Origin of the sequence: Hyunsoonleella aquatilis, from assembly GCF_014270105.1 — a bacterium.
Classification (GTDB): domain Bacteria; phylum Bacteroidota; class Bacteroidia; order Flavobacteriales; family Flavobacteriaceae; genus Jejuia; species Jejuia aquatilis.
In genome coordinates this window covers 861,560-887,558 of the sequence record NZ_JACNMF010000001.1, presented here as the reverse complement: position 1 = coordinate 887,558, position 25,999 = coordinate 861,560, and the positions used below count along the sequence as shown (strand labels likewise).

The window sequence follows — 25,999 nt, the reverse complement described above, 5'->3', positions numbered from 1 at the left end:
TTATAATTTTAAGGATGATTCAAATGGCACCCGATTCAAAATACTTCGTCCGAGGGTGATTTCGTCGGTATATTCCAGTTCGTCCCCCACAGAAATGCCTCTTGCGATAGTGGACGTCGCCACATCAAAATCTTGAATCTGTTTGAAAATATAAAAATTGGTGGTATCTCCTTCCATAGTGGAACTTAGCGCAAAAATAATTTCTTTCACACCTCCTAGCTTCACTTTTTCAACCAAAGACACAATATTCAAATCATGTGGGCCAATACCATCAATAGGTGAAATTTTCCCTCCCAACACATGGTACAGCCCTTTGAAAGAACTTGTATTTTCAATGGCCATCACATCCCGAATGTCCTCCACCACGCATATCACACTTTCATCCCTATTCGGGTTAGCACAAATCTCGCAGACCTCCACATCACTTATATTATGGCAGGATTTACAAAACTTTATCCCCGTCCTCATGTTAAGCAAGGCTTGGGACAATGCCACGGCTTGGGTCTCGGGCTGTCTCAACATATGCAGCACCAACCGCAATGCCGTACGCTTCCCGATTCCGGGCAATTGCGACATTTCATTTACCGCATTCTCTAATAGTTTTGAGGAAAATTCCATATCTGCGAAATTAGGGATTTTCTTTTATAGAAAATAGACCGCCACGCTGTTAGAGTTTAGAAAAAAGGTTATTTTCGAAAATATTAAAGTTTCATTACCAATGTCTCCAACATCTATTCTTCTATTAATCGGTGCTTATTTTATCGTTTTGATTTTAATCTCCTACTTCACGGGAAAGGAAGATTCCAACGATGCCTTTTTTAAAGCCAACAAATCAGCCCCTTGGTATTTGGTGGCTTTTGGGATGATTGGGGCTTCGCTTTCTGGGGTGACTTTTATATCTGTCCCGGGTGCAGTTGAGACCAAACAGTTTGGGTATTTACAGGTCGTTTTTGGGTACTTTTTTGGGTATCTGGTGATCGCTTATGTCCTTTTGCCTTTGTATTATAAGCTGAATCTTATTTCAATATACACCTACTTGAAAGATAGATTTGGCAATGTGAGCTACAAAACAGGCTCCATTGCGTTTTTAATTTCGAGGACGGTTGGTGCCGCATTTAGGTTGTTCTTAGTAGCGAAAGTATTGCAACTTTTGGTATTTAATCAATTTGGAGTTCCATTTTTTATAACCGTCATAATCACAATTGCACTCATTTGGCTTTACACCTTTAAAGGCGGTATAAAGACCATCATTTTTACCGATACCTTGCAAACACTTTTTATGCTGATTTCGGTAGTGGTAACCATAATATTTTTAGCCTCTGCCCTTGACTTGAATGGTATTTCTGAAATTTACTCAAACGTAAAACAAAGTCCGCTTAGCAAAACCTTCTTTTTTGATGATGTGAATGATGCCCAATATTTTGTGAAAAGCTTCTTGGCTGGCATGTTTATAACTATCACCATGACTGGGCTCGACCAGGATATGATGCAAAAAAACCTCACCTGTAAGAATCTGAAAGAAGCTCAAAAAAACATGGTCTCCTTTAGTGTGGTATTGATTTTTGTCAACATTTTATTCTTGGCGCTTGGCCTTTTGTTAACCCAATATGCCCAACAACATGGTATTACAGCGAAAAAGGATGACCTGTTCCCAACCATTGCCATGCTTCCTGAAATTGGTGTTTTGACCTCAGCCTTCTTCCTGTTGGGACTAATCGCGGCCGCCTATTCCAGCGCGGATTCCGCCTTAACGTCTTTAACGACTTCGTTTTGCATCGATATTATTGAACTGGACAAAAAACCTATTGAGCAACAAAAGAAAGTACGGAAAACCACCCATGTTTTTGTAAGTATTTTATTGGTTGTGGTGATACTATTATTCGACTTGATTTTTAAAGATGTGTCCGTTATTTGGGAATTGTTTAAAGCAGCCGGTTATACTTACGGCCCACTTTTGGGCTTGTTTGCTTTTGGCATTTTCACAAAGGCGCATATTAAGGATAAATATGTTTGGATAATTGCTATTATAGCGCCAATCGTGTCCTATTTCATTAATGCCTATTCAGTGGATTTATTGAACGGTTATCAAATTGGTTTTGAAATATTAATCATCAATGGACTACTAACTTTCCTTGGTTTAATACTGATTCGTCGCAAGCAAAACTAGCGTACAGGCAGGCTCAAAAGAGATATTGTGTTCTTTTAAAACCCGATAGAATTCTGGATTTTCGGTACCCGGATTAAAAATGACCCGTTCGGGCTTTAGGGACAAAATATAATTGTAATATTCCCTTTGTCGTTTTGGATTCACGTATAAGGTTACCGTATGGATATCCTCGTACTCAATCAATTCTGTTTGTATTTCAATGCCTTCAACAGTACCGCTTTTTAACCCAAAAGCCACGACTTCAACGTCATTAGCCACCAATCTTTGAATGGCATAATTGGAATATCTATTGGGCTTTAGTGATGCTCCAAACACTAATGTTTTATTACGCATTATCAGTTGTTTATTCAAATTTCATTAAATCCTACTACCCCTATATGTTAAAAAGGTATAATTTTTTGTTAAAAAGAGTAACATAATCCCTAAAGAAACGTCTCTTTGTTGAGCAATTTAGTTGCTAATCATCAATCAAACTAATCAATCACAATGAAAAATTTCGTTTTTCTAGGGCTGTTTCTTTTCGCTATTTCACCTTTAACTGCCCTTAACACCCCACCGGAAACCGGGGAGGCCAAAAGAGGCACCATTTCAGGAATAGTTTTAGACGCTAAACTTAAACAACCCTTACCTTACGTCAATGTCATCATAAAAAATGACAAGGGCGAAACGCTCACCGGAGGCATTACTTTAGACGACGGTACGTTTAAAATAGAAAAAATTGAAGAGGGCAAGGTTGCAGTAAGTATTCAATATATTGGCTACAAAACTTATAACAAATCCGTTATCCTTAAAAGAGGGAATTACAACGTAAATCTTGGCCAAATTTATCTTGAAGAAGAACTGGAAAGCCTTGAGGAAGTGACGGTTGTTGCGGAGGTATCCACCATTCAACAAAAAGTAGATCGAAAGGTAATTACCGTCGGCAAGGATTTGACCACTGCCGGGGCCACGGCCAGTGATATAATGAACAATATCCCCTCGGTAAATGTAGACCAACAAACGGGAAACATCAGTTTAAGGGGTAATGAAAATGTTCGAGTAATGGTAGATGGCAAATTGAGCAATGTACCAGTTGCCCAATTGTTGAGACAAATCCCTTCAACTTCAATAAAATCGATTGAATTAATTACCAACCCTTCTGCAAAATACAACCCCGAAGGGATGAGCGGCATCATTAATATCAAATTGCATAAGAATACGCAAATCGGCTTTAACGGAAACGTGAATGTTGGGGTAACCAAAGAGATTTTTGCAAAATTCAACAGCTCCATTGACATGAATTACCGCAATGGGAAGTTCAATTTTTACGGTAATTATGGTAACAATATTGGGAAGTATGACAATTTTGGCTACGTTGACAGACTTGATGATGATTCCTTTCAAGATTTTAAATTTGGAAATAACAACCAGTCTCATTTGTACAAATTTGGCGTGGATTTTTACATGGACGATAAGAATACCATTTCGGTTTTCACTAACCAAAATACTTTTGAGGGTACAGGCTTTGGAGACACCTTTATTACCTACCCAACTTTATCGCAAAGGCAGTTATTTGGCAATATTAGCGAAAACACCTCTAGTCAATACAATTTGGTCTATAAACATGAATTTTCTGATGAGGACGAAACCTTAGATATTGAAATCGATTACAACGATTTTATAAATGATGAAGATGCAAGTTTTGATTTTGTGAATTTTGACTTTCCCCCGGATTTTAGGGATTTTGTAGACACCGAAAGGGACCAAACCACTATAAATGTAGATTACGTTAAACCCCTAAAGAAAGAATCCAAATTGGAACTTGGGTTAGAAGCGCGCTTGTTTGGCTCTGACGTAGATTACATGTCTACAGGATTGAGTTTTGATGAACAAAACAATCCTATACCAACTCCTAGTGTTGATTTTGAATACAACAGAGATATTTACTCAGCCTATGCCACGTATAGCAAAAAGTTTGAAAAGTGGAGCTATCAAATTGGTGCGCGTTTCGAGACCGTAGAGGAGGATGCCATGGATTTAAAGACTTTTGCCGATAACACTGTTGAACTGACACCCTACGAGAATAATTATTTTCAGATGTACCCCTCAGTATTTGTCAGTTACGAGGCCTCTGAAAAAAACACCTATCAAATTAGTGCCAGCCGTCGTGTGGACAGACCTGGTTTGCAACAGGTGAACCCCATCCGGGAGTGGAGCACACCAAGAGTGTCTTCCTTTGGAAATATGAGATTGCAACCCCAGTTTACCAATTCCATCGAAGCTAACTACACCCGAAAATTAAAAGGTGGTAGCATCACCGGAGGCGTATTTTTCAGAATCATCGAAGACAACATTAATAGATATGTACGTATTGACAGGACAGATATTACCTCAGGTAACGTTATTCTTTCATACGATAATTTTGACAATACAACAGCTTTCGGTATTGAGCTGTCAAGCAACTATCGCCCTACAAAATGGTGGAGTTTGAACGGAAGTTTTGATTTATACTCACAGGAACAAACGGGTATTACCGAATTTATTGATGTCCCCATTGAAGATGCCACACTAGATGACATTAAAACGAATACGACTGTTGTTGATAACGTAGTATGGAACCTGCGCTTGTTCAACAATTTTAAAGCTTCAAAAAAATTAAGTTTTTCTTTATTTGCCATGTACCGTGGAGAGGAAAAAGGCATACAATTTACAAGAAAACCCATGGTGATGGTAAATACGGGCATGCGCTACAGTTTCTTGGAAGACAACAGGGCTACATTCAGCTTTAACTACAGTGATATTTTCAATAGTATGAATTTTGAATTTGAAGCCGTTTCCCCGTTCCCAAGTAGAGGGCAATTCAACTGGGAAAGCAACACTTGGAATGTGGCACTGTCTTACAGATTTGGTGGCGGTAAATACAGAGCTTTGAGAAGAAAACAACGCGACAATAACACAAAACAGGGAAGCGGAGGCTTCCTTTAAAAACATTTAATAATCTGAAAATAGTTGATGGTTAGTGTTTTATCAGGTTATTGAATAAAAACCCCAAAGAGCAATCTTTGGGGTTTTGCTTTTGGACAAAAAAGAAGGTAAGAGCGATAACACATAAGCCTATGACAGTCTATACCCTTTAGGCTTATCGGATAAATCTGTAAATTACTTCGCAAGTAGTTGTAACTGTGCTTATTAAAATGTTAAAATTGTTAAAATTTAAAGAGTCCAACAATAATTTTCACAGAAAAACGTTAAATTAAATAACCAAAAACCGATTTAATAATTATTTGAGTTAGTCGCTTTTAAAAAACAATTCGTTAAACGGTTAAAACTCGAAATCTTTGTATTTCGAGTTTTGTTTAGGCAACAACAGATGGCATTATTGTAAAATAAATATTTTGCTATTATCATCTGACAAAAGCATAAAGGCTTCGCTTTCAAATTCAAAATTTGTGTTAATTGAAGTTGGATTGGTTAATGGCATAAGAAAACCCGAAACTGTATTTTAAAATATGGTTTCGGGTTTTTCATTCCTGCATCCGCAGGAATCTAATTAACTGAAAACCTAATACATCTTTAGATTCCTGCGTCCGCAGGAATTTGCTACCATTTCATAATCACACTGCCCCAAGTAAATCCACTGCCAAAAGCGGCCAAAACTACAGTATCTCCTTCATTAATCTTTCCTTCCTCCCAGGCTTCGGTCAAGGCAATAATCACGGAAGCCGCAGTAGTATTTCCGTATTTCTGAATATTGTTATACACTTGGTCGTCCAGCAGACCAAACTTCTTTTGGATAAATTGCGAAATCCTCAAATTGGCTTGGTGGGGAATCAGCATATCGATATCCTCTTTTCGTAAATTATTAGCTTTCAGACCTTCGACTATCGCCTCGCTAAATCGCACTACTGCATGCTTGAATACAAATGTCCCGTTCATGTACGGATAGTATGAAGTATCGTCTGGATCGTTCTTTTCCAAAATTTCTGGCACCCAATGTTTGATACTTGGCCCCAGAACGGTGAGCTCTTCGGCATATTTTCCTTCGGAATGTAAATGGGACGACAAAACCCCTTTTGAATTATCTTCGGTTCGGCTCATTACGGCGGCACCTGCGCCATCACCAAAAATAACAGTAACACCCCTGCCCCGTGTGGATTTTTCCAAACCTCCGGAATGATATTCTGAACCAATCACCAAAACATTTTTGTACATCCCGGTTTTTATAAATTGGTCGGCTACAGAAACCGCATACACAAAGCCCGTGCACTGATTTCGGATATCTAATGCGCCAATGGTCGGCATATCCAGCATATCTTGAATCTGGACGCCACAGCCAGGGAAGTAATAGTCTGGGCTCAGGGTGGCGAAAACGATAAAATCGATGTCATCCTTGGTGAGGCCTGCGCGTTCAACGGCTATTCGGGCGGCCTTTGCTCCCATGACGGCTGATGTATCTTCTGAGTTTTCAGGAATCCAGCGTCTTTCTACAATTCCTGTACGTTCTTGAATCCATTCGTCGCTGGTATCCATCATCTTTGATAAGTCATGATTGGTCACTACATTTTCCGGCACGTATTTGCCAAGTCCGGTTATTCTTGAATTATACATATCCCCAAGTTTTGTTTAAACCAAAATACGAAATTATCCCGATAGCCAACAGGACAAATTCCAAATGATTTGTAAATTCCAAATTCCAATCCCAATAGCTATCGGGACAATACTCCAAATTGAAAAAAAATGGTAGCTGACAAACTCGTGCCTTGGGGTTTGGACTGTTGTTGGCAGGTGGGTTGCGTTAGGGATAGAACGGCATGTTTGAAATCCTTTTTAAAGCTTAGGCAAAAAGTCCGTCATTACGAGGAGTGTGCGACGAAGTAATCTCTTTAGGCTAGTAGATTGCTTCACTATGTTCGCAATGACGATAGGGCAAAAAGGCTTTAAAAAGATTGAGTAGTGAAAGCCCGACCCGAGGACGAATTTCAAATGAAACTTTTGAATGTAGCATCGAGGGGAACGCCCAAATAAAAATTACTTTACTTAAAATTGTGTCAGTTTGTCATATTTATGGTCTTGGTATTTTTTTTGACCTATGCCCTACCAAGAAAAACATTGAATAAAATAGATATATCATGACAAAAGGAAACATTAATGTATCGGTAGAGAATATCTTCCCGTTGATTAAAAAGTTTTTGTACAGCGACCACGAAATCTTTCTTCGGGAGCTGATCAGTAATGCGACTGATGCAACTTTAAAGCTGAAACACCTGACGAATGTTGGCGAGGCAAAAGTGGAGTACGGCAACCCACAAATTGAGGTAAAAATTGATAAGGACAACCAGAAACTGCACGTGATTGACCAAGGTTTGGGGATGACTGCCGAGGAGGTTGAAAAATACATCAACGAGGTGGCATTTTCTGGTGCTGAGGAGTTTTTGGATAAATACAAGGATTCGGCAAAGGATAGCGGGATTATTGGGCATTTTGGTTTAGGGTTTTACTCTGCTTTTATGGTGGCGGACAAGGTTGAAATCATTACCAAATCTTTTAAGGATGAGCCTGCGGCGCATTGGACTTGTGATGGGTCGCCTGAGTTTACTTTGGAGCCTGCGGAGAAAACCGAACGCGGTACGGAAATTATTTTGCATATTTCGGATGATGAAAAGGAATTCCTCGAGGAATCTCGTATTCGTGAACTGTTGAACAAATACAACAAGTTTATGCCGATTCCGATTAAATTCGGCACAAAGGAAATCAATGACCCTGAGCACGAGCCTCAGACGATTACTGACAAAGACGGTAAGGAAACGACCGAACCTCATAGAAAAATTACGGTTGATGATATTATCAATAATCCTTCTCCAGCTTGGACAAAACAACCAACAGATTTAAAGGATGAGGATTACAGCAATTTTTATCGTGAGCTGTATCCGATGCAGTTTGAGGAGCCGTTATTCAACATTCATTTAAATGTAGATTATCCATTCAACTTAACGGGGATTTTATACTTCCCGAAGTTGAGCAACGATATGCAGATCCAAAAGGATAAGATCCAATTATATCAAAATCAGGTGTTTGTGACGGATAATGTTGAGGGTATCGTTCCTGAGTTTTTGACCATGCTTCGTGGGGTGATTGATTCTCCGGATATTCCTTTGAATGTATCGCGTTCGTATTTGCAGGCTGATGGCGCGGTAAAAAAGATTTCGTCGTACATCACTAGAAAAGTGGCGGATAAATTAAAATCCTTGTTCAACAACAATCGCGAGGATTTTGAAGCCAAATGGAACGATATCAAAATAGTGATTGAATACGGTATGCTTTCCGAGGAAAAATTCTTTGAAAAGGCAGACGCTTTTGCGTTGTACCCAACGATTGATGGCACTTACTATACTTACGAGGAGCTTTACAATAAAATCAAGGCGAAGCAGACCGATAAGGACGATAAGCTGGTGATTTTATATGCTTCGGATAAGGATGAGCAACACAGTTACATCCAAACGGCTAAAGACAAAGGTTATGAAGTGCTGTTGTTGGATTCTCCAATCGTATCGCACTTGATTCAAAAGCTGGAAAGCACTAAGGAAAATGTGTCCTTTGCCCGTGTGGATGGCGATCATATTGATAACTTGATTAAAAAGGACGACACCACGGTTTCCAAATTGGATGAGGACCAAAAGAAGTCTTTGGACGAATTGCTAAAAGAAGTGATTCCATCTGAAAAATTTATGGTGCAGTTGGAAGCTATGGATAGCAATGCTTCGCCATTTATCATCACTCAGCCCGAGTTTATGCGCCGTATGAAGGAGATGCAACAGACCGGAGGCGGTGGTGGCATGTTCGGTATGGGCAATATGCCGGAGATGTACAATTTGGTGGTAAACACGAACTCCGAATTGGTGGGTGAAATTTTAAACACCAAAACCCGCAAAAAGCAGGAGCGTTTGATCAACCAGAGTTTGGATTTGGCGCGATTGTCTCAGGGGCTATTGAAAGGTGAGGAATTGACGAACTTTATCAAGCGTAGTTATGATATGATTAAATAACTTCGACAGGCTCAGCTTAAAAAGTTGATACGCCCTTTGGGCATCCTATATAAATCTAAAACCACTTTGTGAGAGCAGGGTGGTTTTTTGGTTAATTTTAAAATTGAATTTGTCGGAAAAAATAACGAACTTCGTTTAACATTCGATAAACTTCATTAAAACGCAAGCTTATCTCCGAGTTCTATGCAATTTGACAATCAACCGTGAATAAATCATATAAATTATTAATAATCGGACTTCTTCTTTTAGTAATTGTATCACCTGCATTACTAACTCAAATAAGTGGAATTATATCTTTCAATTCTGAGTCAGGTGCGATTGGAGATACCATTGGCGGAATTACAGCACCAATTGTGAATATTTTAGGAGCTGTCTTGATTTTTATTTCTTTTCAAGAACAAGTAAAAGCAAACACTCAACAAATTGAAAATCAAAACATAGACCGATTTAGAAATGATTATGAAGAAATTAAAAAGGAATTTTATCAAGTTGGCTTCAATGAAAAAGAAATACACCAAAATCTCAACAAAACTGTTTTTGAATCGCCAATTGATATTTATTCTAGAGATTTAGAAATTAGGAAAGAAGGAAATATCACTTTTGAATATCAATTCAAATATGTTCTTTATCTGATTCAATACTTTATTGAAGAACTTGAAAAGAGTAACTTGACTGATTCTAACAAAAAATTATTCGTTAAAAAGATCTATCAATTTTATTATTCGCGAATTGAATATCATATTGATGAATCTATCGGGTTTGCTGAGGAATATAAATATGACGTGCCATTTATTATTCTAGCAAAAAAAGTTTCTAAATTGATTAAAGACAAACGAATTGAATATGGAATTAAAGATTCAGGAACATTATAAAAACTGCATAGAACAATGTATAACCGCAATTACGGCGGATTCGACTACGTCCGAATCCACTCGGAATTGCTAAAGCCTGTGCCAAACCGAAAATTAACGCATATTAACTCGTAACTGAGGTTATACGAGACCGTTAAACGAACCACTTGAAAATCCTCTCCACCAACATAGCAAACCCCGCGTCCATTACTTGGAACGGTAAACAAGTGTCTCTTTGTATAATTGTTATTCATTACACTTGGTGTTTAGCGTAACGCTATTTTAGGACGAGACACACTATAAATCCAAAACCACTTTGTGAGAGCAGGGTGGTTTTTTTGGTTTTTATAAACTTGGCATTACCTTTTAAAATGTCGAACTTTCTTTAAGGTCGGATATAAACCATTAAAATGGCGTATATCCCTGGAAACATTGTTTGCAATTAAATCTTCAATCCAAGAACACCACTAACCAATCGCTCATTAAAAACTATTTACTATATTTGAGCAAGCGTTCAATCATTAATAGATATGAGTCCAAAATCAAAAAAACAATTTGAAGAAATACGAGAGTCAAGCAAAGAAAACATTCTTAATGTTGCACTTAAGCTATTCTCCTCTAAGGGGTATTTCAATACTTCTACCAGACAAATAGCAGAACGAGCCAAAATTTCTAACGGACTTCTGTACAATTATTTCAAATCAAAAGAAGAGTTACTGACCGAAATCATTCACAGGTCTTTTAAAATTTTAGACAATACTATTGTTTCGGATAAAGAGCAGAGTGCTGAAATCCAAATCATCAGCACGATTGAACGTTTTTTTGAGTTAATTGACAAGAAACAGAATGTTATTCGAATGATGGCTCAAATGGGGCTTCAAACAGGGAAATTCGATTTCATTAATAAAATGATTTCAAAAAAATACATTGGAGAAGTAAATAAGTTAAAAACCGCGCTTAAAAAAATAGATTCAAATTTTGATGAAGCCGAAGCCAATCTATTGATGGCTACCCTTGATGGAATAATGTTCCAAGTATTGGTAATGGGCGATGTTATACCCACGGATTTAATGAGATCTGCCCTAATAATGAAGTATAGCAAAACTAAACATATATGATATGATATGATATGATATTGGCAATAACAGCACTTTTATTGGCATTAGCCATCGCTTTCGGTCGGCAAACGGCAGTATTCGGAAAAGTAAAACTTGCCCTTTGGTTTTTCTCTTATTTTGAACAAAAACGATTATTATTTACCATCGTTTCCTTAGGGTTATTAGCTTTGGCGATTTACAACCACAGTTTTAGCATAACCCTGATCTGGTTTGGTACAATCACCTTGCTATTATTACTTTTTTCATTTTTTTTCGATATGAAATTCCTTTTTCCTGAAATTAAAAAAGTAGAAAAAGGCATACCGAACAACTTTCCTGAGAGCACAAAAATAATAGGGATTAGTATTGATCACTTGGCAGTAGCCTATCCATTAGAAGAAGTGGTCATCCCAAGACATATTATCAATGATATGATTGACGACAAACCAGTACTCATATCGTATTGCGCAATCTGTACAAGTGCACTTGCATTTGATTCAAAAATGAATAACGAAAACTTGTATTTTAAAGTGGCAGGGGTTTGGAGAAGGAATATGATTATTTATGATACAAAGACACATAGCTTGTGGCAACAAGCTACAGGAGAGTGTATTTATGGCAAGATGAAAGGAAGTCAATTAACCTTGGTGTCAGGAGAAAATACAACCCTTGGTGAGTGGAAAAAAAAGTACCCCAAAACCTATTTTGCTACTAAATGCATTGAGGCAAGAAAAGGCTATGTTTCCCGTGAATTCATGTTAAAAGCAATTAATTTTATCACTCCTAAAGTATTGGTTCCAGGTTTTACCGACTTATCGGATTTACCGGTAAGAGAAACTGTATTCGGGATAGATTACAATGGTATTTCTAAAGCATATCCCAAATCGGAAATTGAAGGCTTAGATGTATTTATGGACGATTACGGCCCTAAGAAAATCAAATTAGAGTACAATAAAACAAGTGACTACCTGACTGCTTCTGACATTAATGAGAATAAAGAAATAATCGTAGAAAAGCATTGGTGGTTAGGATGGAAAGAATTTCACCCGGATACAGAAATATGGAAAAAAGCACATAACAAAATATAAATTTTATTACTCCTTCATTTTTCCTTCGGAAAAATTCACAAGTTCGGAGTTGTTAATATTTTGCTTACTTTTAGTTTGAAAAATTGCAACAAATTTTATGAGAGTCGTTAAACGAAGTAGTTGAAAATCCTATCCACCAATATAGCAAACCCCACCACCATCATCTGGAATGGTAAGGAAGTTACAACGGGCATCTACAAAAAGCCTGTAAGCCACGCCATTTTTTTAGGCCACCAAGGTGTGAAAAATGACGAAGTTTCAGATAAAAAAGTGCACGGTGGCGAGTTTAAGGCCTGTTATTTATTTTCGGCTGAGCATTATGGGTATTGGAAAAACCTTTATCCTAATCTGGATTGGAATTGCGGTATGTTTGGTGAAAACCTAACGGTTTCTGGATTAAACGAAAAAGAGATTCATATTGGCGACATCTATAAAATTGGAAATGCGCTTGTACAAGTTACACAACCTAGAGAGCCTTGTTTTAAGTTTGGCGTAAAATTCGGGAACCAAAACGCCCTTCAACAGTTTATTGACTTTGGCTACTCAGGTACTTACGTGCGAATTTTGGAGGAGGGTTATGTAAAAGCGCACGACACAATTGAATTAGTCGAAAAAGCAAAGAACAGCATCAGTACCTGGCAACTATTCAATCAACTTTTCGCCTTGGAAAAAAATTCCGAGTTGCTAAAACTCATTGTCGACAATGACGCTCTTCCAAAACGTAAAAGGCAGATTTTATCACGCTTTCTAAAGCAATAACATTAAGTAGCCCTTTCAAACCTACCACTTCACATCAATGGTGCCTTTTCTTAAGTATCTTTTTTTCAAAAAGCGCACAATGTTCCAATAATACCACCATTAAACTCTTGGGCAATTCACCCGAGATTTTGCTTAAAAAACTGGCACTACATCGGACGGCAAAAACATTTTTGAGATTCGACGGATAGGTGACAAAAATCATAAAAATAGAGCACAAGATTTTAGTCATTTGTACTAGCAAATAATTGCATAAATAATCTTAAAAATAATTACAAAAATGTTACAAAACAGAAGAATATATTTACCACCGTTAAGCCTAATAGGCCCAGGAGCTTTAGAAGATTTAGGAGAAGAACTAAAAACACTTCCGTATAAAAAAGCACTTTTTGTTACAGATAAAGTTTTGGTGCAAATAGGAGTTGCCCAAACTGTATTGGATGTGGTAAAATCATCTAATATCGAAACTGTACTGTTCGACGATGTGCACCCAAACCCAACTGTAAAAAATGTAAATGACGGACTTGAGTTATTAAAAGAAAATGACTGCGATTTTATACTGACTCTTGGCGGTGGATCCCCACAGGATTGTGGTAAAGCTATCGGTATCCTTGCCACCAATGGAGGGAATATTGAAGACTATGAAGGTATTCACTTATCAGAACATGCTTCCTTGCCCATTATAGCTATAAATACCACAGCAGGTACGGCAAGCGAGGTAACGATAAATTATGTTATAACCGATGAAAAGCGCCATATCAAAATGGTAATGGTAGATAAAAACTGTTTAGTTTCAATTGCCGTAAACGATCCTAAGCTAATGCTGGGCAAGCCTGCTGATTTAACAGCTGCCACAGGAATGGACGCCCTTACGCATGCTATAGAAACATATGTTACCAAAGGTGCCTTTGGATGGTCTGACGCCTTGGCTTTGGAAGCCATTAAATTAATTTCACAAAGTCTTGAAAAAGCGGTGGTTGACGGCAAAGACCTTGAAGCGAGGAGCAAAATGGCTTGGGGTCAATTTATAGCTGGACAAGCATTTTCAAACGCAGGCCTGGGATTTGTGCATTCCATGGCCCACCAATTAGGCGGCATGTATGACTTGCCACATGGTGTAGCTAATGCCATTTTACTGCCTCATGTTGAGCAATTTAACATTCCTGCCTGCGCGCATAAACTAAAAAAAGTTGCTAGGGCAATGGGCGTTGGCGTATTAGAAATGAGCGATACCCAGGGCGCAAACGCCGCAATCGAGGCCATAAAAGCACTTTCTAAATCTGTGGGTATACCCGCTGGACTAAAAGAACTTGGGGTTAAAGAGGAAGATTTTGAAGAAATGGCTACAAATGCACTGGCAGATGTGTGTACCGGTGGCAACCCAAGAGAGGTAACCCTAGAGGACACCATTGCTATATACAAGGCGGCCATGTAGTTTTGTATAGAAATTTATTAAATTTCTAAATAAACAATCATTTCCCTTAGAATGCCAAATATTGAATTCACTTCAGTATTTGGCATTTTTTCTTTAATTATAGTAGTCGATTAGGAATTAGTATATTACGCCTTCGTATTTGTAGATAAATTGGTTTAAATATGACTGAGCAGGTGCAACACATTAAAGAGACTTTAGGTCTAAATCCGCACCCCGAAGGTGGTTATTTTAAGGAAACCTATCGTAGTGTCGGTATAATTTCTAATGAAAATTTAGGTGATACTTTTACCGGTGATCGAAACTATTGCACTGCCATTTATTTTTTGTTGACTTCGGATACTTTTTCGGCTTTCCATAGGATTAAGCAAGATGAAATGTGGCATTTTTATAAGGGAAGTCCGCTGTTACTTCACATGATTTCAGAAGAAGGCGATTATTCAAAAGTTGAAATTGGCAATAATTTGGAAAAAGGTGGTGTCCCGCAATTTGTAGTGCCCGCCAAATATTATTTTGCAGTTGAAGTTATTGAAGCCGACAGTTACGCACTAGCAGGTTGCACGGTTTCCCCAGGGTTTGATTTTCGTGATTTTGATATGCCTTCACAAAATGTATTGATCGAACGGTTCCCAGAACACAGGGAAGTTATATCCAAACTTACCCGAACCTAAACCATAATTTTATTCAACTTTTTTATCGTAGTAATACTTTAAAAAAGACATTTGAAAGCTTAGCATTATCCCGAAAAAAACCAATGCATAAATAACTGTTTTGGACAGATTGACCTCAAAAAAGCTTTTAAATAACCTCTCATCTGAAAAATCACCAATATTAAATTTATTCAAAAAACCTGTGCCCTCCTCTGGATTACCGAACATAAAAATCAATATGGCACATATGGCTATGGTAATTAATATGCCCACCCAAGTTTTCCCGGAGATTAACGGTTTATAAGTTGTGGCCTTGGTTACGGATAGTTCATCAACCTGAAGCATTACATTATCCACAAAGTTTAAAGATGGAGATTCCAATGCACCCTCCTTAATAATCCGTTTTGCTAGCTTATCTAAATGTTTATTCTCCTGCGCTTTCATAACTTTCCAATATTTCTGGATCCAATTTCTTTCTTAAAATATGAGCCAACTTTTTTCGGCTTCTAAATAGTTTCACTTTGATATGATTTGTCTTTAGGCCCAAAACTTTCGATATCTCGTCTAAAGATAATTCTTCAAAATAATATAGGGTCAATAAAAATGCATCTTCATTCGGCAATAATCCGATACAATCCTGAATGGACTTATTACGTTCCTGCTGTTCCAGATCGTCTAATGCATTGCCGATTGTTTTCACCTCATGTGTCGTATATTCGTTAATGGGTATATTATTCAAATACTTCCTATTCTTCTTTAAATTATCCAAACAAGAGTTGTAGCACACTTTGTATATCCATGTTGAAAATTTCGAATTTCCCTTGAATTTATTTAACGATTTATATGCTTTTACAAACGTATCTTGGGCAACTTCCTCTGCTTCCTCTCTGTTTTTAAGCATCCGAAGGCACAAAGTAAACACCAAATCTTTATAGCGTTCCACCAGTATTGAGAATGCGGTGGTATCGCCTGCAATGGTCAAATCTATATAATGTTGGTCGTTGATGGTCATTTTTACGTAAGACGACAATTTATAAAGAAAGGTTACATCCAGAAAAAAATAAAAAAAGTTGTAACCAAAGCTTAAAGTGTCTCGTCATAAGCACAAACAATAAATTAATCAATTAAAACGAAATAATTATGGAAATCTTAATCCCACTTAGTTTATTCGCCGCCATGTTCGGAGTAGTCTATCTATTTCTGTCAACCAGAAATAAAGAGCGCTTAGCACTGATTGAAAAAGGGGCGGATGCGAGTATTTTTATGAAAGGCATAAGCAACAGAACGCCCATGTGGAAAGTCATTTTACTCAACCTTTCGATTTTATTAATGGGAATTGGACTTGGTGTTTTTATCGCCTCAATCCTTGATGAATACACTAATTTAGGCGAAGCTGTTTACCCAGGCTCCATCTTCCTGACGGCCGGAATAGCACTATTCATTGGGTTTAAAATGAGTAAGGATTTAGATAAATCGTAAGCATGGATCTTCATCAATCAAAAAAATGAAACCTGTTCTAACAAAACGAGCAGGTTTTTTTTATTCCACGGGAAAATCAAAATAAGTATTGGGAAAAGGCTCAAAACGCAAGGTAAAGTGCCACCATTCCTTTGGGTAATTTCTAAAGCCATATTTCAGCATAACCGTTTGAAGCAATTGACGGTTCTTTTTCTGCTCCTCAGAAATATTTTCGTAACTCACCCAAGACCGTTCCCCAAAAAAATCAAAAATACTACCCATATCCAATTCAGCCTTTGTCTCACAGTTGGCAATGGTAATATCCACCGTACTCCCTTTGGAGTGGCCTGAATGAGAAGATATATAACCAGCCTTGAATAGATTTCTTTTTAGAATGTCTGGATAAAATCTTGTTTTGTTAATTGTGTCTTTCAAATCCTTTGCCCATCGTATAAAATGGTTTACGGCACGCTGGGGGCGATAACCGTCGAATACCTTTATGCATAGGTTTTTCTGTTTCAACTCTGCCTGTACTTTTTTTAGAGCATCAACAGTTGCTTTGGTCAAAATCAAACAGTTATTATGATAACCGTCAACAGGTTCTCCTACAAAATTATTTGCGCTGTAATACTTTAATTCCACTAAAACATCTGGAATTTCATCATTTACATAAACAAAGCCATCGGGTAACTGCGCATGAATCAAACTGCAGAGAAAGAATGTTAAACTATATAAAAATGCCTTCATAAAGTAGAAAGCTAATTTAAAAAAAAAAGAGGTGCTAAAGTTTAGTCCACAAAAAAACCGAGTTCCCTCAAACTCGGTCTTTTCTTAATTTGCTTTTATATTATGTGCTAGATTTGGGGTCTCCACATCAACAACATAACGCAAATATTAATTAATTAATCCATTGAACTAAAAAGTGTGTTATTTAGTACGAGTCAAATATAAAAACGTATTTGAATTGCAACGATAAAAAACATAAAAAATCGATGAAATACGTGTTTCTTTAACACACTTCGTCGAATATGATTGTTTCATCGATGAAATGCATGTTTTGCTTTAGCTATGAGACATAAAAAAGCACCCGATATGGGTGCTTTTTTTCTAACTAACCAACCAAAATATGAAATTACATTTCTTAAGTTTAAAGTAACCACTCCTTAAACTATATCATTAGAAGTGTAATCGTTTAACAATAAACAAGCATCGTGCCAAACTCAAAATACTACTTTTCAAATTTTATTTATCTTAGGTTTTTTAAATCTAAAAAATGATGGAAGCACAAATATTTATCAAAGACACCATCGCCTTTGGGCTGGTAATGTTGACATTAGGTTTTGTATTCTATACTTCGTCCAGCTCGCACCGCTTTTGGAAAAAATTCTATAAATACATACCTGCCTTGCTGATGGCATATATGCTGCCCGGGGCACTAACAACTTTTGGGATCATTGCCCCAGAGTGGACAACTACTAATGCTTCTGGTGAAGTTATCGAACATCATTCCCAAATTTACTACATCGCCAGTAGGTTTTTGTTGCCCGCTGCCTTGGTATTGATGACCTTGAGTATTGATTTGAAGGCTATATTTAATCTTGGGCCAAAAGCACTGATCATGTTTTTAACGGGGACAGCCGGCGTTATTATTGGAGGTCCCTTGGCTATTCTATTGATTTCGATGGTATCTCCTGAAACGGTTGGAGGTGCTGGCCCCGATGCAGTATGGCGTGGACTAGCCACATTAGCCGGTAGTTGGATTGGCGGCGGTGCAAATCAGGCCGCCATGCTGGAAATTTATGGGTACAATACAGATAATTACGCAGGCATGGTAATTGTCGATATTGTGGTGGCTAATATTTGGATGGCTATCCTGCTATTGGGTATTGGTAAATCTGATAAAATTGATAACTGGCTAAAGGCAGATAATAGCGCCATAGAAACCTTAAAAGAACGGGTTTCTACGTATGCCGCTAAAATTTCAAAGAATCCCACGCTCAGTGATTTTATGGTAATTTTGGGCATTGCCTTTACCGTAGTTGGCTTATCACATTTTGGAGCTAATAATATTTCCGATTTCTTGACCAATAATTTTGAAGCAGTAAGGGACAAATCCTCCGCACTATCCTCTTTCGGAAGTCAATTCTTCTGGATGATTACCTTGGCTACCGCTATTGGCATTTTCCTGTCTTTCACCAAATTCAAAACTTACGAAGGTGCTGGTGCAAGTAAAATTGGAAGCGTTTTTATTTATATTCTCGTGGCAAGTATAGGAATGAAAATGGATTTGACCAGAATTGCAGATAACCCCGGATTAATTTTTGTTGGATTGGTTTGGATGGCCATCCACGTAGCACTATTAGTTTTAGTGGCTAAAGTCATTAAGGCGCCCTATTTCTTTTTGGCCATAGGCAGTAAAGCCAATATTGGCGGAGCCGCTTCAGCCCCAGTTGTTGCGGCTGCATTTCACCCGTCACTGGCCACGGTTGGTGTGCTTTTAGCCGTATTCGGTTACGTGGTGGGTACTTACGGTGCCATGCTATGCGCCGAACTTATGAAAATTGCCTCTGGCGGTTAGCATTTCACTAATATTTATATGATATTTGCCCACGTTAATTTTGAATTCTGATGAAGAAATTTCTAGTCTTAATTTTGTTTGTTTTGGGGTTTTCCTGCTCAAAATCAAATTCTCATTTAATTGTAAAGGCCAATATTGATGGGTTAAAAAAAGGCACCGTTTACTTAAAACGAATCATTGACACATTATTAGTCACAGTGGATTCCGTTCAGGTGAATGGCAACTCCAAATTTGAACTTTACAGTGATTTGGAGGAGCCGGATTTATTCTATATCTATTTGGACAAAAATTCGAAAGAAGAGGATCGCATTGAGTTTTTTGCTGACAAGGGTACTGTGGAAATTAGCACTACTTTAAAAAACTTTGTGGGCGATGCCGAAATCAAAGGTTCAGAACATCAAAAAATTTATGAAGACTACAAAAAATTGATGTCCAGATTAAACAATCGCAACCTAGACTTGATAAAGGAGAGCTTTGAAGCACAAAAAGAGGGAGATTCACTAAAGGCAGATTCAATTGCCAAACTGCGTCAAAACATTATAAAAAGTGGATATCTTCAAACTGTAAACTTTGCTTTAAACCATAGGGATAGTGAAGTGGCTCCCTTCTTGGCGCTTTCTGAAATTTACAATGCTAAAGTAAAGTGGCTGGATACCATCAATAATTCACTGACCCCTGAAATAAAAGCTTCTAAATATGGCAAAAGACTTCAGGATTTTATTACTGAAATAAAAGCAAAAGAATAAAAAAACACCTCAAAACAGATGTTTTGAAGTGTATATAATAAAAAGTGTTTATGTTTTAAAGCTTATTAACTTTATCAATAAGCGCCTTGCCTTTTTCTTCAAGTTCCTTATTTATTGCTTTAAAGTGTGCTCTTTTGTTCTCAACCTTTCTGTCATTTACCTTAGCGATTAATTCGTCAAAAACTTCGATAGCCTCATCGATTATCGCTTCACTCTTTTTGGTGTCCTTATCCGTATTTTGGTATTCCCAAACGTATACCGCTTCGATGATATCGCCCAACACAAAATTGATATCTTTCTTTAAATCTCTTACACTCGCCATTTCTTTTTTATTTAGGTTTCTAACAAATTTATATAATTAATCTACATGAATATTCCTATAACTTTATGATTAATAAACGAGTTATGAACATTTGTTAAGAAAGAAAATAGAGAATTTTCAAGGAAAGTGGACATTAATAAGAAACGATATGACCTTAGCCCTAAAGCAACTTATTCTCCGAAATAGGTTACGAAATTCCTTGGTGTTTCGTAAAGTGTAATTTCGAGCTCTAGTTTGTTGTCCAACTTAGGCTTGATCTTGTTATAAATCACCACAGCAATGTTTTCAGCTGTCGGATTCAAATCCTTGAATTCTGGAACTTCCAAATTTAAATTTTTATGATCAAAAGCCTCTTCCACCTCTGCTTTTATGATATCTTTTAACACTTTCATATCTATCACATAGCCGGTGTCAGGATCAATTTTTCCAGTAACACTTACAATCAGTTCATAATTATGCCCATGAAAGTTAGGATTGTTGCATTTCCCAAAAACCGCATCGTTTTTTTTAAAATCCCAATCCTTGCGATACAAGCGATGCGCTGCATTAAAATGGGCCTTTCTGCTCACTTTTACTTTCATTTGGCTCCAATATTAATATGTTCGTAAAATTTCTCAAAAATCACCTTAAACCATGCTGTATAATTTTCTGGGCTTAGCGCTATATCAACTTTTACGTCTTCTAGCGACATCCATTTCCAATCCGCCACTTCTTCTTCATTTATTGTTGGTTCTGCGTTAAACTTTCCCAACAAAACGTGGTCATATTCGTGTTCGGTCAAACCGTTGTCGAAAGGTGCTTTGTAGATAAAAGAAATGGACTCCTCCAAATCCGTTACAAAACCCATCTCCTCCTGCAATCTTCGTTTTCCTGCCTCAATATTGCTCTCCCCATCCCTTTGATGGCTACAGCAGGTGTTAGTCCAAAGCCCAGGTGAATGGTATTTATCCAAAGCCCTTTGTTGCAACATCAATTCATTGTTATCATTAAAAATAAAAACAGAAAATGCACGGTGCAATATGGCTTTTTCATGGGCTTCCATCTTAGGCATTAAACCAATCTGCTCATCTTGTTCATTAACAAGAATTACTTTTTCTTCTTCCATAGGTAAACAAAAATACGAACAAAAAATCACTTGTTTTGCACCTAGTTTTAAGAAATAAAAAAAGCACCTAAAATAAATTTAGATGCCTTTGAAGTTGATGGTTAGCGTATTAGTTTTCTACAACGATGAATTCGCTTCGCCTATTGGCCTGATGCTCTTCTTTGGAACATTTTACGCCATTTGAACAATGGTTCGTAAGCTGTGTTTCCCCATAACCTTTACCGGATAATCTGTTTGCCGAAATGCCTCCATTATTTATAATATATGCTATGGTAGATTTGTTTCTTCTATTGGACAAAGCAAAATTATAGGCATCGCGCCCTCGTGAGTCCGTATGCGAGCGCACATCCACCTTTACATTGGGATACTGCTTCATGTAATTTATAATTTTTGCGAGTTCAATTTCCGCATCAGGACGGATAAAAGATTTGTCATAGTCAAAATAAATAGGGTTTAGGTTCAATAGCTTAAACAAGTCTGTCCCCACTTCGGCTACTTTCGGCTCTAATTTTAATTCTAATTTTAAAGTAGTTATATCCTCAGCGTCTACCGAAAAATCAATAAAATCGTCATTATAATTTTCCTTTTTGCCTTCAACGATATAGGTAGCATCGTTACATCCCATAGTAAAAGCGAACTTACCAGAACCGTCACTCACCCTGGATTCTATGATATTATTATTGGTGTCTGACAGGATAACTTTGGTATTTGGTAAAATTTCCTTAGTCCTTTTATCTATTACCGTTCCCGACACGTTAAAGGTACATTCCGGCATTTCAAAACTATAAATATCATCATCACCCTTTCCTCCTTTCCTATTGGATGAAATATATCCTTTTCCAGAAGCTTCATCAATTACAAAACTAAAATCGTCTTTCGGGCTGTTAATCGGCTTCGCCAAATTTTTTACACCTGTTCCAGTATAAATATGCTCAACATCAATCTTAAACACATCCAATCCGCCAAGCCCCACATGGCCATCAGATGAAAAATAAAGCATCCCTTTGTCACTTATAAAAGGAAAATTCTCCCTGCCCTCGGTATTTATATTCGGCCCTAAATTTACAACCTTGCCGTAGGTCCCATCATCATTGATATCAACTACAAAAATATCGGAGCTTCCAAAAGTACCGGGCATATCCGAAGCAAAATATAACTTGTCCTCCTCAACACTTAGCGCTGGATGCGCCACACTATATTCATCACTGTTAAAGGGTAAAGATTCTATATTGGTCCAAATCCCGTCCGCCAAAGTGGCTTTGTATATTTTTAAAGCATGGGTGTCCTCACTATTCTTTTTGAACCTTTTTTTGAAATAATTATTTCTTGTGAAGTATACAGTCTTCCCATCCTTAGTAAATGCAGTGGAAGATTCATGATATTTCGTGTTGATTTTTCCTAAAACTTCCGTTACATTACCGATGGAATCTATTTTGAATATATCCAAAAACGGTTGGGCGTTCCAACCATATATTTTTTCATTTACATCTCTAGATGAAGCAAATATTAAATTTCCATTATATATTGAAGCTCCAAAATCTGAAAACTCAGTGTTGATATTCAGATTTCTCAATTCATAATCTTTTGAGTTATTTTCAATGTCCCTTAGATAATTTGGGGCATTTAAAATTGCTTTTGCCCGGGAATCCTCTGGTTGCATTAGGGCAAACTTTACCAAAACCCCCTCTGCTTCATCATATTTTTCCTGTGCTTTCAAAGCCATACCAAATCTAAAATAATTTTCAGGATGGGTTTCAGGGCTCAATGCTATCAAGCTATCGTACCATTTTGAAGCATCTACCATTTCACTATTCAAATAAAAGGTATTCGCCAACTTTTCAATCACCTCCGGAGAGGCGTTTTCTTTACTTGCCAATTCCAACAAATCGCTTCTTGAGGCTACATAAGACAATTTTTCATAAGCTTTAATGGCTTTTGAAGCTTTTCCCTTTTGCGAAAAAGAACTATTAAAAACTAAAGCAAAAAGTATTGAAAGTATATATATTCTATGTTTCATATCTATTGTCTTTTAGAAGAATCTTGGGGATAAAATTTTACCAATCTGCTGTAATTCAAATCGTAACATAATTTCGTGGGTCCCGCTATTATAGTTGTTTAAAGCGGTAGTTGTAGCATCATAGGAATACCCTACAAATAGGCTTTTATCCACTTGAAAACCTACCAAGCCACTAACGGAATCATCCCACCTGTAAGCCAATCCTAAAGTAAACTTATCATTGAACAATACGTTAGCGGACAAATCTGCAATCAGGGGAGCACCCTCTACTGCCTTAACTAAAAAGGCCGGTTTTAGCTTGGTGTTTTCGCTTAAATCGAACACATACCCACCTATCAGGAAAAAATGCAGTCGCTCGGTGGCAATGGACTCTTGAAAATCATCGTAATGCTTGGTTGTTAACATATTAGGGACAGACAGACCTAAGTACCATTTATCTGAATGTAAATATGCGCCAACACCTAAGGTTGGAGAAATCAGATTAATATTATCGTTAAACACTCTGTCGGGGTTTTGAAAACGACCCTTGCTCCAATCGGCATCCAGAACATGTAGTCCACCTTTCACACCAAAGGACAATTCTAAATCAGTATTGAGAGGAATGGTATATGAAAAGTTTGCATCAATAGTTGTTTCTGAAGCAGGTCCTAGCTTATCGCTAACAACATTTAAACCAAGGCCTAAACGATCGTTCCTAAGCGGAGTATGAATTCCAAAAGTTATTGTTTCAGGTGCACCGTCTATACCAACCCATTGGGTCCTGTACAAAGCCGTTGCACTTAATACGTCTCTTTGTCCAGCATATGCAGAATTCACGCTCATGGTGTTATACATATAATGTGTAAACTGAGGGTCCTGTTGTGCTTGAGTTTCTATACCTAATAGTGCAGTAAACACTACTAAAATTAATCTTTTGATATATGATGATTTCTGTATCATTTTTTAATTTTTTAGCTGTTTACCTTAAATTATCTGTTTATGTATAACCATCCCACTTTTGGTTTAGAACCATCTCCAAAGTCCAACACATAATAATATGTTCCCTCCGGTAGTTTTTCATCTACTTTAAGCGTTGAACGTCCATTTGAAGTACCATCCCAATCATTACTATAGCCACGCTTCTCATAAACAATATTCCCCCATCTGTTATAAACTTCCAAATTATTGTTAGGATAATTATCGATACAATTGATAACCAAAGTATCATTATCGCCATCTCCATTTGGTGAAAATTCGTTGAAGACTAATAAACACCCAAGTTCTGTAAACGTAGGATCGTCGGATGTATTTCCATCCAAATCATCGCCATCATCACTTGTATCGGTAACGGTACCCGAAGACGTTGTGAGCGCAGTAGCAATGACACTATTACTTACCCCTCCAGCATTTATAACTGGTTGTGTAATAGTAAAGCTTGCTGTATATTCGGCAGTCTCACCAGCAAGAAGTGTTCCTGCGGTACTTCCTAAATCCGCACCAACAAATATTGGATCCTCCGTTAAAGAAATTGCGTTACCATTAGCATCAAGAAATATATCTTCCAATAACACATTAGTTAAAAGAATATCTCCGGTATTTTCAACTTCAATAGTATATCTAATTATATCTCCTACATCCGTACCCGATACCTCGGCAATCTTAGTAACTTCCATAGACGCTTGGCATCCCGTTGTAATGGGATCGCAGGGGTCGTTCGGATCACTGGTTGGCCCACCCGGGAAAGTCGTTGGATCGTCCGGTGTGCTCGGGTCATCGATTCCTGTCGTTTCCTCGCAGTCCGTTAGGCCATCGCCATCACTATCGGTTGTATCTATTCCTATCGGATCGCAGGGATCGTTCGGATCACTCGTCGGTCCGCCCGGGAAAGTCGTTGGATCGTCCGGTGTGCTTGGGTCATCGATTCCCGTCGTTTCCTCGCAGTCGGTCAAGCCATCGCCATCACTATCGGTTGTATCTATTCCTATCGGATCGCAGGGGTCGTTCGGATCACTGGTTGGCCCACCCGGGAAAGTCGTTGGATCGTCCGGTGTACTCGGGTCATCGATTCCTGTCGTTTCCTCGCAGTCGGTCAAGCCATCGCCATCACTGTCGGTTGTATCTATTCCTATCGGATCGCAGGGGTCGTTCGGATCACTTGTTGGTCCGCCCGGGAAAGTCGTTGGATCATCCGGTGTACTTGGGTCATCGATTCCTGTCGTTTCCTCGCAGTCGGTCAAGCCATCGCCATCACTATCGGTTGTATCTATTCCTATCGGATCGCAGGGGTCGTTCGGATCACTTGTTGGTCCGCCCGGGAAAGCCGTTGGATCGTCCGGTGTGCTCGGGTCATCGATTCCAGTGGTCTCCTCACAGTCCGTTAGGCCATCGCCATCACTGTCGGTTGTATCTATTCCTATCGGATCGCAGGGGTCGTTCGGATCACTCGTCGGTCCGCCTGGGAAGGTCGTTGGATCGTCCGGTGTACTCGGGTCATCGATTCCTGTCGTTTCCTCGCAGTCGGTCAAGCCATCGCCATCACTGTCAGTTGTATCGATGCCAATCGGATCACAGGGATCGTTAGGATCACTCGTCGGTCCACCTGGAAAGGTCGTTGGATCGTCCGGTGTGCTCGGGTCATCGATTCCTGTCGTTTCCTCGCAGTCGGTCAAGCCATCGCCATCACTGTCGGTTGTATCTATTCCTATCGGATCGCAGGGGTCGTTCGGATCAC

General features: G+C 38.2%; 24 protein-coding genes. 12 read left to right on the top strand and 12 right to left on the bottom strand.

Going from position 1 to position 25,999, the window contains the following annotated elements:
• Positions 1-618, bottom strand: coding sequence for a recombination mediator RecR (gene recR / locus H7U19_RS03840; RefSeq protein ID WP_186559017.1), 618 nt, complete (start codon positions 616-618; stop codon positions 1-3).
• Positions 619-718: 100 nt separating this feature from the next.
• Between recR and H7U19_RS03835 the strand changes: the two genes are divergently transcribed.
• Positions 719-2,167: a sodium:solute symporter gene (locus tag H7U19_RS03835; RefSeq protein WP_186559016.1), complete on the top strand. Its 1,449-nt coding sequence runs from the start codon at positions 719-721 to the stop codon at positions 2,165-2,167.
• Here the strand turns inward: H7U19_RS03835 and H7U19_RS03830 are convergent.
• The gene (locus H7U19_RS03830) at positions 2,138-2,500 is read right to left on the bottom strand and encodes a CoA-binding protein (RefSeq protein ID WP_186559014.1); all 363 of its coding nucleotides are present in this window, start codon (positions 2,498-2,500) and stop codon (positions 2,138-2,140) included. The two genes, H7U19_RS03835 and H7U19_RS03830, sit on opposite strands and share 30 nt — an antisense overlap.
• A 153-nt stretch (positions 2,501-2,653) precedes the next feature.
• Between H7U19_RS03830 and H7U19_RS03825 the strand changes: the two genes are divergently transcribed.
• Positions 2,654-5,131, top strand: coding sequence for a TonB-dependent receptor (locus tag H7U19_RS03825; protein WP_186559012.1), 2,478 nt, complete (start codon positions 2,654-2,656; stop codon positions 5,129-5,131).
• Positions 5,132-5,746: 615 nt separating this feature from the next.
• Here the strand turns inward: H7U19_RS03825 and H7U19_RS03820 are convergent.
• Positions 5,747-6,754, bottom strand: coding sequence for a 3-oxoacyl-ACP synthase III family protein (locus tag H7U19_RS03820; RefSeq protein WP_186559011.1), 1,008 nt, complete (start codon positions 6,752-6,754; stop codon positions 5,747-5,749).
• A gap of 521 nt (positions 6,755-7,275) precedes the next feature.
• On the opposite strand from H7U19_RS03820, the gene htpG reads away from it, so the two are divergent.
• From htpG to H7U19_RS03785, 7 genes are all read left to right on the top strand, one after another.
• Positions 7,276-9,189 carry a molecular chaperone HtpG gene (gene htpG / locus H7U19_RS03815; protein ID WP_186559010.1) on the top strand — a complete coding sequence of 638 codons (1,914 nt, stop codon included), beginning with the start codon at positions 7,276-7,278 and terminating at the stop codon, positions 9,187-9,189.
• A 203-nt stretch (positions 9,190-9,392) separates the two neighbouring features.
• Positions 9,393-10,061: a hypothetical protein gene (locus H7U19_RS03810; RefSeq protein WP_186559009.1), complete on the top strand. Its 669-nt coding sequence runs from the start codon at positions 9,393-9,395 to the stop codon at positions 10,059-10,061.
• Between the two features lie 509 nt (positions 10,062-10,570).
• The gene (locus H7U19_RS03805; protein ID WP_186559008.1) at positions 10,571-11,158 is read left to right on the top strand and encodes a TetR family transcriptional regulator; all 588 of its coding nucleotides are present in this window, start codon (positions 10,571-10,573) and stop codon (positions 11,156-11,158) included.
• A gap of 11 nt (positions 11,159-11,169) precedes the next feature.
• A complete protein-coding gene (locus tag H7U19_RS03800; RefSeq protein WP_186559007.1) occupies positions 11,170-12,225 on the top strand; it encodes a DUF3179 domain-containing (seleno)protein in 1,056 nt (351 codons plus the stop codon).
• Between the two features lie 120 nt (positions 12,226-12,345).
• Positions 12,346-12,984, top strand: a complete 639-nt coding sequence (locus H7U19_RS03795) for an MOSC domain-containing protein (RefSeq protein ID WP_186559006.1) — start codon at positions 12,346-12,348, stop codon at positions 12,982-12,984.
• Positions 12,985-13,261: 277 nt separating this feature from the next.
• Positions 13,262-14,416: an iron-containing alcohol dehydrogenase gene (locus tag H7U19_RS03790; RefSeq protein WP_186559005.1), complete on the top strand. Its 1,155-nt coding sequence runs from the start codon at positions 13,262-13,264 to the stop codon at positions 14,414-14,416.
• A 161-nt stretch (positions 14,417-14,577) separates the two neighbouring features.
• Positions 14,578-15,084, top strand: a complete 507-nt coding sequence (locus H7U19_RS03785; protein WP_186559004.1) for a cupin domain-containing protein — start codon at positions 14,578-14,580, stop codon at positions 15,082-15,084.
• A gap of 9 nt (positions 15,085-15,093) precedes the next feature.
• Here H7U19_RS03785 and H7U19_RS03780 read toward each other — a convergent pair whose 3' ends face one another.
• Both H7U19_RS03780 and H7U19_RS03775 read right to left on the bottom strand, forming a co-directional pair.
• Positions 15,094-15,507 carry a hypothetical protein gene (locus tag H7U19_RS03780; protein WP_186559003.1) on the bottom strand — a complete coding sequence of 138 codons (414 nt, stop codon included), beginning with the start codon at positions 15,505-15,507 and terminating at the stop codon, positions 15,094-15,096.
• On the bottom strand, positions 15,488-16,075 hold the full coding sequence (locus H7U19_RS03775; protein ID WP_186559001.1) for an RNA polymerase sigma factor: 588 nt from the start codon (positions 16,073-16,075) through the stop codon (positions 15,488-15,490). Before H7U19_RS03775 ends, H7U19_RS03780 begins: the two co-directional genes overlap by 20 nt.
• Before the next feature lie 128 nt (positions 16,076-16,203).
• Here H7U19_RS03775 and H7U19_RS03770 point away from each other — a divergent pair, with 128 nt between their 5' ends.
• Positions 16,204-16,542: a DUF6249 domain-containing protein gene (locus tag H7U19_RS03770; RefSeq protein ID WP_222597370.1), complete on the top strand. Its 339-nt coding sequence runs from the start codon at positions 16,204-16,206 to the stop codon at positions 16,540-16,542.
• A 60-nt stretch (positions 16,543-16,602) separates the two neighbouring features.
• Here H7U19_RS03770 and H7U19_RS03765 read toward each other — a convergent pair whose 3' ends face one another.
• Positions 16,603-17,268, bottom strand: coding sequence for a M15 family metallopeptidase (locus H7U19_RS03765; RefSeq protein WP_186558999.1), 666 nt, complete (start codon positions 17,266-17,268; stop codon positions 16,603-16,605).
• A 526-nt stretch (positions 17,269-17,794) separates the two neighbouring features.
• Between H7U19_RS03765 and H7U19_RS03760 the strand changes: the two genes are divergently transcribed.
• Positions 17,795-19,099 (top strand): DUF819 family protein, encoded by a 1,305-nt coding sequence (locus H7U19_RS03760; protein ID WP_186558997.1) that lies wholly within the window; start codon positions 17,795-17,797, stop codon positions 19,097-19,099.
• A gap of 50 nt (positions 19,100-19,149) precedes the next feature.
• Positions 19,150-19,845 carry a DUF4369 domain-containing protein gene (locus H7U19_RS03755; RefSeq protein ID WP_186558995.1) on the top strand — a complete coding sequence of 232 codons (696 nt, stop codon included), beginning with the start codon at positions 19,150-19,152 and terminating at the stop codon, positions 19,843-19,845.
• Positions 19,846-19,900: 55 nt separating this feature from the next.
• On the opposite strand, the gene H7U19_RS03750 is transcribed toward H7U19_RS03755, so the two are convergent.
• The 6 genes from H7U19_RS03750 to H7U19_RS03725 all read right to left on the bottom strand — a co-directional run.
• Positions 19,901-20,167, bottom strand: coding sequence for a hypothetical protein (locus tag H7U19_RS03750; protein WP_186558993.1), 267 nt, complete (start codon positions 20,165-20,167; stop codon positions 19,901-19,903).
• A gap of 170 nt (positions 20,168-20,337) precedes the next feature.
• Positions 20,338-20,748 carry a 6-pyruvoyl trahydropterin synthase family protein gene (locus tag H7U19_RS03745; protein ID WP_186558991.1) on the bottom strand — a complete coding sequence of 137 codons (411 nt, stop codon included), beginning with the start codon at positions 20,746-20,748 and terminating at the stop codon, positions 20,338-20,340.
• Positions 20,745-21,272: an isopentenyl-diphosphate Delta-isomerase gene (idi, locus tag H7U19_RS03740; protein WP_186558989.1), complete on the bottom strand. Its 528-nt coding sequence runs from the start codon at positions 21,270-21,272 to the stop codon at positions 20,745-20,747. The genes H7U19_RS03745 and idi overlap by 4 nt, the downstream gene beginning before the upstream one ends.
• A 109-nt stretch (positions 21,273-21,381) precedes the next feature.
• The gene (locus tag H7U19_RS03735) at positions 21,382-23,289 is read right to left on the bottom strand and encodes an OmpA family protein (protein ID WP_186558988.1); all 1,908 of its coding nucleotides are present in this window, start codon (positions 23,287-23,289) and stop codon (positions 21,382-21,384) included.
• Positions 23,290-23,301: 12 nt separating this feature from the next.
• On the bottom strand, positions 23,302-24,228 hold the full coding sequence (locus tag H7U19_RS03730) for a PorP/SprF family type IX secretion system membrane protein (protein WP_186558986.1): 927 nt from the start codon (positions 24,226-24,228) through the stop codon (positions 23,302-23,304).
• A 29-nt stretch (positions 24,229-24,257) separates the two neighbouring features.
• On the bottom strand, positions 24,258-25,999 hold a 1,742-nt coding region (locus H7U19_RS03725; protein ID WP_186558984.1), incomplete at its 5' end, for a T9SS type B sorting domain-containing protein.